The following is a 13,748-nucleotide window of genomic DNA, read 5'->3' as shown; positions in this document are numbered from 1 at the left end:
CAAGATGTCTTCTGGGCTTTTGATCGCCTCGAGTGCAGCCGGCGCTGCTTACAGGGCCAATCATCTCGTTGGATACGTGCACCTCATGGACGGGAAGCGGTTGCTTCAATATGCCGGATACGCGTTTAGATCGGCATCGGTCTCGAAGACAAAGTCAATGTCCGAATGTAGTTGGCGGAACGCACCAATCCGAGGTAAGAGGCTATGCGACAAGAATGTGGTTGAGCACCCCACCACCACTGATCTTCCCGCATCGCGCCTTTGCAGTTCGTAGCATCCTTTCTCGAGCATTGTGAACACGCTCGCACAGCTGTGCTTTAGCTGTTCGCCGTCGGACGTCAGCCGCACGCCCGAGCTGTGGCGAACGAACAGCCTCCTGCCGAACCAAATCTCAAGGATGCGCATCTGGTAACTTACCGCTCCGGTCGTCATGTTCAGCCGCTCAGCCGCCTTTGAGAAGCTTGGAAACTCGCTCACCGCCTCAAACAGATGAAGGCTTTTCAAGATCGGTAGTTTGTGCATCTGACTTGCTTCTTTCCCGCCCTCTAACTGCGTGGCTGTTATTGGGCCTGCAATGAGCCTGGATTCTCTTCAGCACCTACAACCGATATTGCTGACTGGCGGGACCGCCCAACCACTGAGACCTCGTTCGACCCTCGGCCCGCCAGGCAAACTTACCAACCTACTCTCCCTGCCCACCTTCCGATCAAACCTCGATCGAGGCACATAGGCGCTTCGGATCTCTTGGCCTGTTAGGCTCGCTTCGAGTGGAGAACTCCGCTCGGTGCAGCATGAGATTGCTGCGTGATCTCTTAAGAATTTCACGGAGTTTGAGGTTGGAGTAGCAAGTCTTGGGCCAATCATGCTCTGCGAAAATTCGGCCAGACCGAAATGCGGGCGGTTAGCCAGACTGGATGGCGAGCCGCAATTGGCGACCTCGTGTTCGAAGACCTCTCGGGCGCGGCGCGAATTCCCAAGGGTCGTCAAAGTCCGGCGTACCATCCTGCCCGCCGATCGCGTCGTTCGGTGGTATCGCCTTGCGGCCGGCTGATGAGCTCCGCTGACCAACGTGGCGATGCCGAGACGACTGGTCTTTATCGGCTTTGATCACCCCGTCCGTCGAACTTACTCAAGACAAAGCCGCCTGGATGCATAGGTGTATTCGAGGGCTAGCTGACGCGCATATTCGATCAGATTGGCCGCAGCGCTATGTCCCCCATCGATGTTCTCGTAGTAGAAGTAAGGCTGGCCCAGCGCAGCGAGCCTCGCGGCGGCCTTGCGGCCGTGCGCTGGATGCACGCGACCATCCTTGGTGGAGGTGAGAATTAAAGGGGCGGGGTAAGTCTTGCCCGGCACCAGCTTTTGGTAGGGCGAGTAGGCCTCGATCCACGTGCGCTGCTCGGGAATGGTGGGGTCACCATACTCGGCGATCCAGGAGGCGCCCGCGCCCAGTTTGGTGAATCGAAGCATGTCAGAGAGCGGAACCTGGATGATCGCCGCGTTGAAGAGCTCGGGCCGTTGGGTGATTGCGGCGCCAACAAGCAGTCCGCCCTGGCTGCCGCCGATCACGCCTAGTCGTCGTGGACTGGTGATGTTCCGGCGGATCAGGTTTTCCCGCGCAGATTCGCAACGAGATAAGCATTGCCCTGTTCGAGCCAGAGCCGCCCCATTGGTCCCGCATAGAATGGAAGGAGCGGAATCTGTAACCCGCCATAACCATAGAGAAGCGTCAGGATCGCGCCGTCAAATCTTGCGTTCTTGGGCCGCACCAGAAAGTAGGGAATCCGCGTGCCATCGCGCGAGGTCGCTTCGAGCTGCTCCACGACATGCCGGGATCCATCGAAGGCCGCAGGTGCCGTCTTTAATGCCTCGAGTTGTTTGCTCGCGGCATCGAAGTACCAAAGCGATGTTGGCGTGAAATAGTCGGAGACCGTGAACATCACCTGCTGACACGCTAACATTCGCATTGTCCGGGACCGGGATCGGCGTGGCGGACCAAGCCCCTTGATCATACTTGTAGATGAACGCCTTGCTCTGAACGTTGTCAAGGATCGTCAGGATCATCAAGTTCCTCGTGCGACTGAGCCCGCTCAGTGCCTGCCGGAGCCCAGGCTGGAAGACAAGCGACGGTCTAGAGCATTTTCCGACCGGAATGAATCGGGTGGGGATTCCCAAAACGGCGCGAGTCAGATTCAAGCTGCATGCTGGCGAGGGAGGCCAGCATGTATGGCCAGGGCGCTTTCGGTTGATCTTCGTCAAAGGGTGATAGCCGCGATTGACGGTGGCATGTCCTGTCGACAGGCTGCTGAGCGCTTTGGTGTCAGCGCGGCCAGTGCGATCCGCTGGCGCGGTCGCCTCAAGGAAGTTGGCGACATCGTTCCTAAACGCCAGGGCGGTGACCGCAAATCGCAGCGCATCGAAGCGCATTCGCAATTGATTCTGGAGGCAGTGACAGCGAAGCCGGATATCACGCTCGCCGAGTTGCGAGAACTGTTGAAACGTCGTGGAATATCGACTGGCATCGCGTCGCTCTGGCGTTTTTTCCAGCGCAGAAAGATCACACTTAAAAAAAGACAGCGCACGCCGCCGAGCAACGGCGCGGCGATATAAATGCCGCGCGTGAGGAGTGGTTCGAAGGGCAAATCGATCTTGACCCTGAGCGTCTCGTCTTCATCGACGAAACCAGCGCCAACACCAAAATGGCGCGGCTTTACGGCCGCTCGCCACGCGGCGAGCGATGTCGTGCAGCTATCCCACACGGACATTGGAAGACGACGACATTCACCGCTGGATTGCGCTCCGACGGTCTGATCGCGCCGCTTGTTCTGGACGGTCCAATGGATGGCGACGCTTTCCTGGCCTACGTCGAGCAATTGCTCGCCCCATCGCTGCGGCCGGGCGATACCGTTATCATGGACAACTTGCCCGCTCACAAGGTCCATGGCGTTCGAGAGGCCATCCGGGCGGTCGGAGCAAGCCTGCTCTATCTTCCGCCCTACAGTCCAGACTTCAACCCGATCGAAATGGCCTTCTCTAAACTGAAAGCCCTGTTGCGGGCCGCCGCAGCGCGCACCATGCCCGATCTCTGGCAAGCAATCGCCAACGCTCTCAAGCGCTTCTCACCCGAGGAATGCCAAAATTATCTCGTCGCGGCTGGTTACGACGCAACGTGATCGGAAAATGCTCTAGCGCGCAGCGGATCTTGCTTCCATTCGGCCAGGTCATACGAGATCATCGAACCGGTCGCGAAGCTGGTGTCGCCGGGCGGCGTCCATTCTTCGTCAAGCGTCACAAGCAGGCGGCCACTCACGACCCCAACGATAGCCGCCTTCCTGGGCAGATTGAGCGTGATAGGCCCATTGGCGCCGAAGAGCACATACTCGTGCTCGAAGGAGCTGATCACGCGGATGGCGCCGGCCGCATGGATATGGCCTTCACTGTCACGAAGTACGAAGGGCATCGTCTGAACATCGGTCGGTTGGCCCCGAAAAATCTCGCGCGCCTCAGCGAGCGGCTGAGCGCGTTTGAGCTCCCTCACCACGAAGGGGTAGCCGGCCTGCGTCAGGGTCCCTTCGCCCCAGTCTCGTGCAACAAGGACTGTGTCACCATCGACCCATCGGACACTCTGCTTACCCTGGGGAAGATCAAAGCCGGCCTCAACGAAGGCCTTGGCGTCTCGGTCGAACTCACGGATGAACGCGGCGTCCTTACCGCCATCGGAAAGCGTTAGCAGGCAGAGGCGTTCTTCCGGCGGAAGGCAGTTGCCACCTTTAAAGACCCAATTCTTGTTCTCGGCGACAGCCAGTTCGTCCACATCGAGGATGGTCTCCCATCGCGGGTCTTGGCTGCGATAGCTCTCAAGCGTGGTGCGCCGCCAGACGCCGCGCACCTGCGTGTCGTCTTGCCAGAAATTTTCCAGACCGCGTCGCCCCAACGAAACGTACGGAATCCGGTCACGCCGGCGCCGCCGGTGACCGGGTCGCCGCCGTTCGAACCGTAGACATAAGCTGATCCATCTTAACGGCCTGTCCGACAAGGTCGACGCGTTCCGCGCCTCCTATGCTGAATGGGGCGCCGTGATCATCCTGCTTCCTTGGCCTGCAGGATGGTGAGCGCCTCTTCGTAAAAGCGCCGATAGCGGGGATCTGACTGGAACACGCCAAGCGTCTTGTCGTTCTCGGCCCGTGCCCAAGCCAATGCGCGCGGCGCTTCGATCTCCTCGAGCCAAAGGAATGGGTCGTCAGCCGGCCCCGCAGCCGTCCGCTCTTGCAACAGCGCCGCGGAGGTGAAACAGGCAATCGAGCGCAACGCGGTGGAGAGCACTGACGTGTTCATGGGCTTGTCCCGGATGAGGTCGAACGGCCACGCTTGCAGGTCTCGCGTTAAGCGGAAGCAGCCAACAATGCGCATCCGATCTCGTCAGCGTGCATTGGGCGGCTTGTGCCAGCTGGCAGCTCGAACACTGCAAGCCGCGTGCCGGCCGAAAAGTCGTGCGTTTCAGCCGCTCCGGCCGCATGGCGACGTCAACTTGCCGACATTGGTTCAGAAGTTGACATCGACGAATTGCCGGGCGGATAGCCTCGCGTCTTCGGATAGACCAGCGGCTTCGATCGTTAGGGCCATGACCGGGACGTGGCGATGTACCCGCCGGTCGCCTAATGCTTACCTCCGAACATGGAGCGTGTACGCTCTGCTTCCCGCCGAGCGTTACGGGCCGATTTACCGACGGGCGTCATCACGACAAAGAACAGCGCGTTGATCAGCAGCGAGATCGCGATCAGGCTCAGGGCGGCGTGCATGGCGATCTCCGACATCGTTCATGGTAGCTGCAAGCTTTTGCCGAGTTGGACGAACTCCTTGCGAAACGCACAAACCGCGCGCCAACCATTCGGTTCCTCGACTGCTTGCCAAGCGTGGACCATTCGAGAGATTGCGCTTGCACGCTCTCGCTGAACGTGACGACGCACACGCCACAAGAGCCGGTCCATCAGTAGCGCGCAGCAGTCCTCCGCGGCCGGACCGGACGGCAGTCTGACGAGTGGAGAGAGATCACCGCACAGATCTGATTACCCGACCCGGAGATCTTCGGCTGACATCTTGCCCGAGCGATTGGCCTTCAGCTCGTAACTGACCCGAGCCCCCTCTTCTAACCCCGTATAGCCTGCCTTCTCGACTGCACGGATATGCACGAAGACATCCGGCCCTCCATCTTCCGGCCTGATGAAGCCATATCCCTTCGTCGGATTGAACCACTTCACAATACCCATTGCCACCGCACGATTCTCCAAATTGAAGGACAGTGATCTAACCAGGACTTTCGCAGTCATCAAGCTCCCCGGCAAGAGAGCAACGTCTCAGCTGTCGCCTGCGAGAGCAGCGCAGCAACTAAGGTGTCGGCTCGGAAACTCGCCACATCCTTCGAGGAAGTCCACTTCCACAATTAAGCGGTTAGACTGCACAAATTACGCCACAGACGCAGCTTCCGCGCGCGCGTCGGCTTGATGAGCAGGATTCCGGCCTGGTCCATGTACGCAACACTTGCTTACCAATGGGATTAGCCAGTTTCACCCACGCTCTTCAAAAGATTTACACGCGCTGAGCTTGTAAGCGATCGGCTCACGCGGCGACAACAACATCCTACGTTGAAAATCAACTCATTTATCCAAGCTGCGCGAATCGACGCGCGCCCACTCCACCAAACATGAATGCCGCCCATCGGGGCGTGCTCCGCCCATTCGTAAGCGCGCATTTTACTGCACAGGCTGCGCGCGCGGCTGGCCGCGGCGTCGCGTGGCGCCGGGGCCCAGCGGGATCATCGGAACGGCTTGATTGATCCTGAGCGTTTGACGGTCAGCCGCTGTCGTTGTCAGCTGGCAGGTTTTTTTGAGCGGTGCAATTGAACGGCAACAGATCTTCGATATCGGCGTCTGGCGCGCGTTGGGGCAATTCGGTGAGCGCGTGACGTAGCCATGCATAGGGATCGACGCCGCATGCCCGGCATGTCAGCACCAAACTGTAGATCACGGCGCTTGCCTTGGCGCCGGCAACGGTGTCGCTGAACAGCCAACTTTTTCGTCCGGTGCAAAACGGCCTGATGTCGCGCTCCAGAACATTGTTATCGATCGGGGCGAGACCGTCACTGGTGTAACGGGTCAGATAATCCCATTGGTTGCGTGCATAGGCGATCGCCTTGCCGGTCAAGCTTTCGGGTAGCACCTTCGGCGCCTGGTCGTCGAGCCAGGTCCGGAAGGCGGCCAATACCGGCAGGCTATGCTGCTGGCGCAGCCGCAAGGTGTATGCGGCGCGCGTTTCGCCGTCGGGCGGCGTCTGGCGCGCCACCCTCTCGACCTCGTACAACGCCTCGAAGAACTTGAGCGCCTGCAATGGCGGACCGCCAGGCTTTGTCCTGGCCTTGAGCGCATCGGTAAATTTCCTGCGCGCATGCGCCATACAGCCGAGATGGGTCGCGCCTGTCAGCGTGCGCCAGGCGTCATAGCCGTCGCTCATCAACAAGCCGCGATAGCCGGCCAGGAAGGCCTGAGGATGTTGCTGGCCGCGACCGGGCTGGTAATCGAACAGCACGACCGGCTGCGCGCAGTCCTGGCCGCTGCGATAGGCCCACATGAAGGATTTGGCCTGCGCATCACGGCCGTCCTCTTTAAGAACCTGGACCCAGGTTTCGTCGCCGTGGACCAGGGGCTGCGACATGAGCTTTTGCTGTAGCGCGTCATAGACCCGATGCAGATGCAACTCGCTCGCCCGGATCACCCAGTTGCCCAGCGTCCCGCGGCTGATGCTGACGTCGGCGCGCCCCAGCGCGTCCGCCACACGGTACAGCGGCGTGCCGTCGACGTATTTGTTGGCGAGCACCAGCGCCAGCGTCGATGGCGTGGCGACGCTACCCGGCAGCGGCTGCGCCGGCATCGGCGCGGTCACAATCGGGGTGTTCAGCGCGGTGCGCTCGCAGTGACGGCAGGCATATTTGAACCGCACATGTTGCAGCACCGACGCCTTGACCTCGACGTGCAACTGCTCGGTGACGGTCTCGCCCATCCGATGCATCCGATTATGGCAGCACGGACAGTCCTTTTGATCCTCACCCAGATCGTGTTCGACGCGTTGGCGCGGCAGATCGTCAGGCAGCGGCTTGCGGCCGCGTGCCTTCGGCGCCGGCTTTGGAGCCTCCGGCAATCCCGTGTCCGGCACGGCGACCGCCTCGACATCGTCGTCGTCCCGGCTTTCAGCGGCGGCCTGCTCGGCTTCGTTGAAGATGCGCTCCTTGAGCTTTTCGCTCTTCGGCGCATACCGGTGCAGGCGCTCCAGGCGCAACTGCTCCTCTAGCCCGTCCTATTCGTGAGAGTGCTTTTTTTAGTCCGATTGATGTGGCCGCACATCTGCTCTGACGAGGCGCGCGGGATTGCCTTCGGCTTTTCACCGCCTGACGACCCGTACTTTGCAACGCGCTTGAGGGATGGGTTGGGCGAACGGGGGGCGGACGCCCCGCCGGTCAAGGACCGAGCGGCAGCAGCGCGCCTGGCAAGCCGCGGATCAGGTCGGCTTCGGGACATGCCGCGGCAAACGCAAGGCGAATGCGGCTCGTGGTCTCGACGACACGGGCAGCGAGTTTCAAGAGACGAAGACGCAGCGTCGCGAACTCGGCTGTGGCCAATTCCCGGGCTTTGGGAATCGCGTCGCGCACGGTCAGCATCAGCCAATAAGCGGCGGTGTGGAGAACGAGGCGGACTTGATTGGCGAGCGCCGAACGGCAGCTGGTGCGATCGGAGGCGAGCTGTGTCTTATGCAGCTTGATCAGATTCTCGGCTTGGCCGCGCGCGCAATACAGGCTGTCGTAGATCCACTCGGCCGAGCCGACATCGAGGCTGGTGACGACGAAACGGATGTCGAGGCCGAGCATCGTCGCCTCAATACGGGCGACGGTACGCCGTTCGCGATCCCAGGACTTGGCCTTGTGGCGCGTCTCGGTATAGCCACGCAGAACCGGCAGGTTCTCGATGGCGCGTCGCGTGCGGATGTCGTCGGCGGCCTCGTCGAGTTTTCTGGCGAGCGGCTTGGTGCCGGACAGACCGAAGATGTAGTCGATGCCGTTGGTCTCGCACCACGCCATTGCCTCCGGCCGGGCATAGTGCCCGTCGCCACGGAACGTAATTCGCGTGTTGTGCCACCGCGTCCGGATATGCCGTATCAGGCGGCGCAGATGGGCACGCACCTCGACGCCGCCCGGCGTCTTGCCGGGCCGCAACACGACCGCCACGGGCCGGCTCTTCTCCGTGTCGTAGACGTGGATCGGCAGGAAGCAGCGTTCGTCATAATGAGCGTTGAACAGCGAGAGCTGCTGATGGCCGTGGACGACATCGCAGGTATCATCGATGTCGAGCGTGACGGATGCCGGCTCGCGCGGGTAGCTATCCATCCATGCGTCGACCAAAGTGTAGGTCAGTCGGATCACGTCGCGCAGGCGCGGAGCATTCTCCAGCCGCGACAGCGTCGGTTGGGAACACAGATCGCGACCCGTGTCCGGCAGCCGTCCGCAGGCCAGCTTGAATGCGGGATCGGACCGCAGATGATCGAGGTCGTCGGCGTCCTCGTAGCCGCAGCAGATCGCGAACATGCGCGCGCGGAACATATCGACAAGGCTGTGCACGACCCGCGTCGGATCGCGCCGATCCGGGAACACCCGGGCCAAATTGTCGGCCAAGCCGAGACGCCGCTCGGCCATCGCCAGAAGCATCACGCCCCCGTTCGAGGTCAGCCGACCGCCATCGAAGGCAGCTGTGACTTTCTTGGCGTGAACGGCTGGAAACGAGAAGGGCAGAATCGTATCATCGGTCATGGCGGGCCTGGCGTTCGCGGTTGAGGTGATGGGGTTGGCTTTGCAACCGAATCCTACGCCGCATCAGCGCTTTACACCACGCTCGCCAGCCTCTCAGGCGCACTCTGACGAATAAGACGGGCTAGATGCAGCACGCGTTGTGCGAGTTTCTCGTTTTCGGCCTTCAGCGCCGCGATCTCGGCCGCGTGCGCCGCGATCAAGGCTTCCAGTTCGTGCGTCGTGGGCTTGCGACTCATCGGAGTCTTGAATCGAAGTCATGCCGCCGCGTCAACCGGGCTCCCATGTCTTCGTCATGTCTTCGGCCGCGTCATCTGAGAACGGCCATGCCGAAGCCCGATGACGCCGCCCGCATCGAACACGCTCAGCCCACGCTCTGATATTGCCGCACCGGATGACGACGCACCGCCGCGATGTTGATGCCGTCAAGCAGCCAGTGCAGCTCCTCCGTCGTCAGCGTCAGCACCGCCTCCTGACTTCGGGGCCAGTGGAATCTGTCGGCCTCCAGCCGCTTCAGCAGCATCCAAAATCCTGACCGATCATAAATCAGCAGCTTGATCCGGTCGCGGCGACGATTGCAGAACGCGAACACCGCGCGCTGGAACGGATCCAGCCCCATCGACTGCTCGACCACGATCGCCAGGCTGTTGATGCCCGCCCGGAAGTCAATCGGTTCGCGGTGAAGGTAGACCCGAAGATCAGACGCCAGTCGGAACATCGCAACGCCCCAGCGCTTCAATCACCGCCGACAGCAACTGCGCGTCGCCGCCTTCCAGCGAAAGCGTCACGCCGTTGGGCATCGATGCCGTCAGCCGCCCTGCACAGGATCGCTCCGTCGCGCAAACCGCAATCGCGCCAGCAGATCGAGTTGGCGACGGCGACGGCGCGCGAACCGGAATAAAGGCTGGCGCAATCGGCGCCCGCGCCTCCGGCTGGCCATCCCCGTTCTGAAGTTGTCGCTTGGCCACCCACTTGCGCAGCAGGTTCGCGTTCACGCCGTGTTGCAGCGCAAGCCCCGCCAGCGACACGCCAGACTGCAGACAGGCCTCGACCAGCCGCTGTTTGCTGGCCGGATCATAGCGACGCCGGCCATTGCGCAACACGCCGACCGTCTCAAGTCTCAAAGGTTCTTCTGGAGTGATCATCGATCGTGTCCACCTCGCTCATGGTGGACACCTCATCCCATCCCCGCGCTCAACTGCATAGGTGCGTAGAAAGGAGCGCTTACGCCCATTCATCGCGCGTTGAGAGATTGTCGAGGTTCTATTGTCAGCTTGAGACCACTGTCAGGAAGTTGATACGACACACTCTTAGAAACTTCGCTGCAAAATATCGGCACGCGGTTCGGCCAGAGGCCGCGTGACAAGTTAAAGCTGCGCCGCGTCATGCTCTACGTCGATTAGACCCGCCTTTCCCGCGGCGACGCCGCGACCTTTGACGGTGACTATGGGGAGGAATAAGTGATTTTGCGCATCCATGACCGGTTGCGCGGTGACTTCGCTGGATGGGGGATCGATGGCTGATCGAGGCCGCTCGCTCTGATCGGCGACGGCCTTTTCGAGCGCGGAGAGGAATTGCCGCCCCTCTTCCGTGATTTCCCAGCCAAGAGTATCGCGAAAGACAAACCCGGCCGAGAAGATATTCAGGTCAGGTGCGCGTTCGGCCAGCCGCTTCATGCGATCGGTCCAGTCACGGCCGCTGTTCATCAGGATTTCAACGGCGTGCCTTATGTCGGCAACGGAGGCCCGCCCGGCAGATTGGCCGGCCAGCACTTTCAGGACGGTCAGCTGGAAGGACACTTCCACCTCTCCGGTGGGCCGGGTGTGCAGTTTCCGGTGCAATGGATCAAGCATAGGGGCGCAACGTCAATAACATAGCGCGGTTAACCTCAACTATATTGGCTAACCGCGAGCGCGACGGCCCAGATTTACCTCGCCGCGGGGCGTCAAGGTCAACGCGCGAGCTCGTTTGCCTCGAGACGTGAAAGGCCTCGGGCATCAGCGTAGCTGATATTGCTCTCCGGCCGCAGCGCCACGGGCCAGTATGGGCCTACCTGGCGGACCCAAGCTGTGCGCGCCCCTTCATCAGCCACAGCATCACTATCGATCGGCAGCACAGCCGACGGCATCGTTGCCTGCGCCGATCTTTGCGCGGTGTGCACCTTGACCTACGGGGTACGATGAGCGCCCGGTTCGGACCGTTCTTAGCCCACTGACAAAGGAGTATCTCGCCATGCCCACAACACACCTCGCCGGAAAAGCCTCAATTTCCTGCGGCGCGGGTCGAGCGGCGGTTTTACGAGACTGGACTAAGCTGTTAGTATAGCCTGCTACACATCGTGACGCTCAAAAGGAGAAAGTGGCAGGCAAAAGCGCCGCGCGCCCGCGACAGGCAAACCGAATGCACGCGCAATCGCGAAACGGAATATGCAGATGGCCGATTCCGAGAGCCGGATGGGGAGACGAACGTTGATGACGTCGCCACGGGGCTTCGCCTGCTCGATCCCGACTTCGAGAATCCATATCGACATGGACGGCGTCGTTCGGATTGAACGGCCGGGCGTCGCCCCCAACATCAACCAGGCGTCCGCGCCATACCCGTGAGCCGCCCCGCCCAAACGGCAGGTTATCGTTCCCGCGCCATCGCGATGGATGCGAGCGTGATGGCGGCCAATGCCAGCCGCAATCACGGCAAAGCGCATCGACGTGCGACCGCACCACCTTTGGCAGCACCGTCGATCTACGCAGTCAGCGCTCGTCCTCAACGAGGTTGCCGCGGTTCTCAGCCTCTGAACCGGGGATGGGTGAACATTCCAGCAAGTGGCGCCTAGAATGCGCAATTTGCGGCGCGATCACGCCGTACCAAAAGAGGTAGGTATGACATGTTGGAGGGTGTGGTAACGTTCTGAAGGTTGACGATCGGAACTGAGCAGCGAACAACTCAGGTGTTACAAATCCTCTTTTAGGCTAGGAGACGTCGAATGAACGCGAATACAACCGAAGACGAGAAACGCGAACGGCGGCCACGTCCAGAGCCCGGACTGACCGGCGCCGCCGCCGATGGCGTTGGAGAACCTGCAGCAGCGGCATCACGCATTCCATCAATTTTTCCGGAATGGCAAAAATCGATCGAATCGACAAGGCACCTGTACGCCGCGGCATTAAAGGATGGATTAAGTTTGGCTGCTTCCTCTCTGCACGAACAAGCAAGCTTTCTGAGAAATCTTGCCGACTCTAAAACTCCCTCAGAGCTACTGAAGTGCCATCTGGACTTCGCGGAGAAATTCTGGTCGAAGTCGTTCAGCGAAGGCTCGAAAATATTGGATCATCTCAAACCATCGCCATCGTCTGCGGTAAGGCAAGCAACCCACTAACCCGTCCTATTCGTGAGAGTGCTTTTTTTAGTCCGATTGATGTGGCCGCACATCTGCTCTGACGAGGCGCGCGGGATTGCCTTCGGCTTTTCACCGCCTGACGACCCGTACTTTGCAACGCGCTTGAGGGATGGGTTGGGCGAACGGGGGGCGGACGCCCCGCCGGTCAAGGACCGAGCGGCAGCAGCGCGCCTGGCAAGCCGCGGATCAGGTCGGCTTCGGGACATGCCGCGGCAAACGCAAGGCGAATGCGGCTCGTGGTCTCGACGACACGGGCAGCGAGTTTCAAGAGACGAAGACGCAGCGTCGCGAACTCGGCTGTGGCCAATTCCCGGGCTTTGGGAATCGCGTCGCGCACGGTCAGCATCAGCCAATAAGCGGCGGTGTGGAGAACGAGGCGGACTTGATTGGCGAGCGCCGAACGGCAGCTGGTGCGATCGGAGGCGAGCTGTGTCTTATGCAGCTTGATCAGATTCTCGGCTTGGCCGCGCGCGCAATACAGGCTGTCGTAGATCCACTCGGCCGAGCCGACATCGAGGCTGGTGACGACGAAACGGATGTCGAGGCCGAGCATCGTCGCCTCAATACGGGCGACGGTACGCCGTTCGCGATCCCAGGACTTGGCCTTGTGGCGCGTCTCGGTATAGCCACGCAGAACCGGCAGGTTCTCGATGGCGCGTCGCGTGCGGATGTCGTCGGCGGCCTCGTCGACTTTTCTGGCGAGCGGCTTGGTGCCGGACAGACCGAAGATGTAGTCGATGCCGTTGGTCTCGCACCACGTCATGGCCTCCGGCCGAGCATAGTGCCCGTCGCCACGGAACGTAATTCGCGTGTTGTGCCACCGCGTCCGGATATGCCGTATTAGGCGGCGCAGATGGGCACGCACCTCGACGCCGCCCGGCGTCTTGCCGGGCCGCAGCACGACCGCCACGGGCCGGCTCTTCTCCGTGTCGTAGACGTGGATCGGCAGGAAGCAGCGTTCGTCATAATGAGCGTTGAACAGCGAGAGCTGCTGATGGCCGTGGACGACATCGCAGGTATCATCGATGTCGAGCGTGACGGATGCCGGCTCGCGCGGGTAGCTATCCATCCATGCGTCGACCAAAGTGTAGGTCAGTCGGATCACGTCGCGCAGGCGCGGAGCATTCTCCAGCCGCGACAGCGTCGGTTGGGAACACAGATCGCGACCCGTGTCCGGCAGCCGTCCGCAGGCCAGCTTGAATGCCGGATCGGACCGCAGATGATCGAGGTCGTCGGCGTCCTCGTAGCCGCAGCAGATCGCGAACATGCGCGCGCGGAACATATCGACAAGGCTGTGCACGACCCGCGTCGGATCGCGCCGATCCGGGAACACCCGGGCCAAATTGTCGGCCAAGCCGAGACGCCGCTCGGCCATCGCCAGAAGCATCACGCCCCCGTTCGAGGTCAGCCGACCGCCATCGAAGGCAGCTGTGACTTTCTTGGCGTGAACGGCTGGAAACGAGAAGGGCAGAATCGTATCATCGGTCATGGCGGGCCTGGTGTTCG

16 protein-coding genes and 2 pseudogenes are annotated in these 13,748 nt (G+C 61.1%); 3 read left to right on the top strand and 15 right to left on the bottom strand.

Annotation, left to right across the window (positions count from 1 at the left end; genetic code table 11):
• Positions 1–105: 105 nt before the first annotated feature.
• From HAP54_RS23040 to HAP54_RS23030, 3 genes are all read right to left on the bottom strand, one after another.
• Positions 106–522, bottom strand: a complete 417-nt coding sequence (locus HAP54_RS23040) for a LysR family transcriptional regulator (RefSeq protein WP_166303967.1) — start codon at positions 520–522, stop codon at positions 106–108.
• Positions 523–1,125: 603 nt separating this feature from the next.
• On the bottom strand, positions 1,126–1,569 hold the full coding sequence (locus HAP54_RS23035) for a prolyl oligopeptidase family serine peptidase (protein WP_051346695.1): 444 nt from the start codon (positions 1,567–1,569) through the stop codon (positions 1,126–1,128).
• Between the two features lie 35 nt (positions 1,570–1,604).
• Positions 1,605–1,940, bottom strand: coding sequence for a hypothetical protein (locus tag HAP54_RS23030; protein WP_224741819.1), 336 nt, complete (start codon positions 1,938–1,940; stop codon positions 1,605–1,607).
• 286 nt (positions 1,941–2,226) lie between these two features.
• On the opposite strand from HAP54_RS23030, the gene HAP54_RS23025 reads away from it, so the two are divergent.
• Positions 2,227–3,173, top strand: a protein-coding gene (locus HAP54_RS23025; protein WP_166293531.1) for an IS630 family transposase whose coding sequence is annotated in 2 segments (ribosomal slippage) — positions 2,227–2,566 and positions 2,566–3,173 — 948 coding nt in all. Because the reading frame shifts where the segments join, the coding sequence is not laid out codon by codon here.
• Here HAP54_RS23025 and HAP54_RS23020 read toward each other — a convergent pair.
• The gene (locus HAP54_RS23020) at positions 3,158–3,934 is read right to left on the bottom strand and encodes a hypothetical protein (protein WP_224741820.1); all 777 of its coding nucleotides are present in this window, start codon (positions 3,932–3,934) and stop codon (positions 3,158–3,160) included. The two genes, HAP54_RS23025 and HAP54_RS23020, sit on opposite strands and share 16 nt — an antisense overlap.
• A 67-nt stretch (positions 3,935–4,001) precedes the next feature.
• On the opposite strand from HAP54_RS23020, the pseudogene HAP54_RS23015 reads away from it, so the two are divergent.
• Positions 4,002–4,091 (top strand): annotated as a pseudogene (locus HAP54_RS23015) (DedA family protein); the annotation flags it as partial.
• On the opposite strand, the gene HAP54_RS23010 reads toward HAP54_RS23015, so the two are convergent.
• The 10 genes and pseudogenes from HAP54_RS23010 to HAP54_RS22965 form a co-directional block, all read right to left on the bottom strand.
• Entirely contained in the window at positions 4,081–4,410 is a 330-nt protein-coding gene (locus HAP54_RS23010) for a hypothetical protein (RefSeq protein ID WP_035978014.1), read from the bottom strand. The pseudogene HAP54_RS23015 and the gene HAP54_RS23010 sit on opposite strands and share 11 nt — an antisense overlap.
• 245 nt (positions 4,411–4,655) lie before the next feature.
• Complete coding sequence (locus HAP54_RS23005) at positions 4,656–4,814, bottom strand: hypothetical protein (RefSeq protein WP_176422224.1); 159 nt, start codon at positions 4,812–4,814, stop codon at positions 4,656–4,658.
• A gap of 252 nt (positions 4,815–5,066) precedes the next feature.
• Positions 5,067–5,273: a cold-shock protein gene (locus tag HAP54_RS23000; protein ID WP_029084427.1), complete on the bottom strand. Its 207-nt coding sequence runs from the start codon at positions 5,271–5,273 to the stop codon at positions 5,067–5,069.
• 577 nt (positions 5,274–5,850) lie between these two features.
• Positions 5,851–7,341, bottom strand: a pseudogene (gene tnpC, locus HAP54_RS22995) (IS66 family transposase); the annotation flags it as partial.
• A gap of 166 nt (positions 7,342–7,507) precedes the next feature.
• The gene (locus HAP54_RS22990) at positions 7,508–8,851 is read right to left on the bottom strand and encodes an IS1380-like element ISBdi2 family transposase (RefSeq protein ID WP_166204320.1); all 1,344 of its coding nucleotides are present in this window, start codon (positions 8,849–8,851) and stop codon (positions 7,508–7,510) included.
• Positions 8,852–8,922: 71 nt separating this feature from the next.
• Positions 8,923–9,087: a hypothetical protein gene (locus tag HAP54_RS22985; protein WP_166298523.1), complete on the bottom strand. Its 165-nt coding sequence runs from the start codon at positions 9,085–9,087 to the stop codon at positions 8,923–8,925.
• Between the two features lie 125 nt (positions 9,088–9,212).
• Positions 9,213–9,566, bottom strand: coding sequence for an IS66 family insertion sequence element accessory protein TnpB (tnpB, locus tag HAP54_RS22980; RefSeq protein ID WP_166205730.1), 354 nt, complete (start codon positions 9,564–9,566; stop codon positions 9,213–9,215).
• On the bottom strand, positions 9,547–9,993 hold the full coding sequence (gene tnpA, locus HAP54_RS22975; RefSeq protein WP_166205731.1) for an IS66-like element accessory protein TnpA: 447 nt from the start codon (positions 9,991–9,993) through the stop codon (positions 9,547–9,549). The genes tnpB and tnpA overlap by 20 nt, the downstream gene beginning before the upstream one ends.
• A 222-nt stretch (positions 9,994–10,215) precedes the next feature.
• The gene (locus HAP54_RS22970; protein ID WP_166214517.1) at positions 10,216–10,647 is read right to left on the bottom strand and encodes a hypothetical protein; all 432 of its coding nucleotides are present in this window, start codon (positions 10,645–10,647) and stop codon (positions 10,216–10,218) included.
• 530 nt (positions 10,648–11,177) lie between these two features.
• Positions 11,178–11,378, bottom strand: coding sequence for a hypothetical protein (locus HAP54_RS22965; RefSeq protein WP_248114465.1), 201 nt, complete (start codon positions 11,376–11,378; stop codon positions 11,178–11,180).
• Positions 11,379–11,828: 450 nt separating this feature from the next.
• Here HAP54_RS22965 and HAP54_RS22960 point away from each other — a divergent pair, with 450 nt between their 5' ends.
• Positions 11,829–12,221: a hypothetical protein gene (locus HAP54_RS22960; RefSeq protein ID WP_084518698.1), complete on the top strand. Its 393-nt coding sequence runs from the start codon at positions 11,829–11,831 to the stop codon at positions 12,219–12,221.
• A gap of 166 nt (positions 12,222–12,387) precedes the next feature.
• Here the strand turns inward: HAP54_RS22960 and HAP54_RS22955 are convergent, their stop codons facing one another.
• Positions 12,388–13,731, bottom strand: coding sequence for an IS1380-like element ISBdi2 family transposase (locus tag HAP54_RS22955; protein WP_166296351.1), 1,344 nt, complete (start codon positions 13,729–13,731; stop codon positions 12,388–12,390).
• Positions 13,732–13,748: the final 17 nt, after the last annotated feature.

It is taken from the genome of Bradyrhizobium sp. 2S1 (genome assembly GCF_011516625.5).
GTDB classification, from domain to species: Bacteria; Pseudomonadota; Alphaproteobacteria; order Rhizobiales; family Xanthobacteraceae; genus Bradyrhizobium; species Bradyrhizobium septentrionale.
This window is presented reverse-complemented; position numbering and strand designations above follow the sequence as displayed.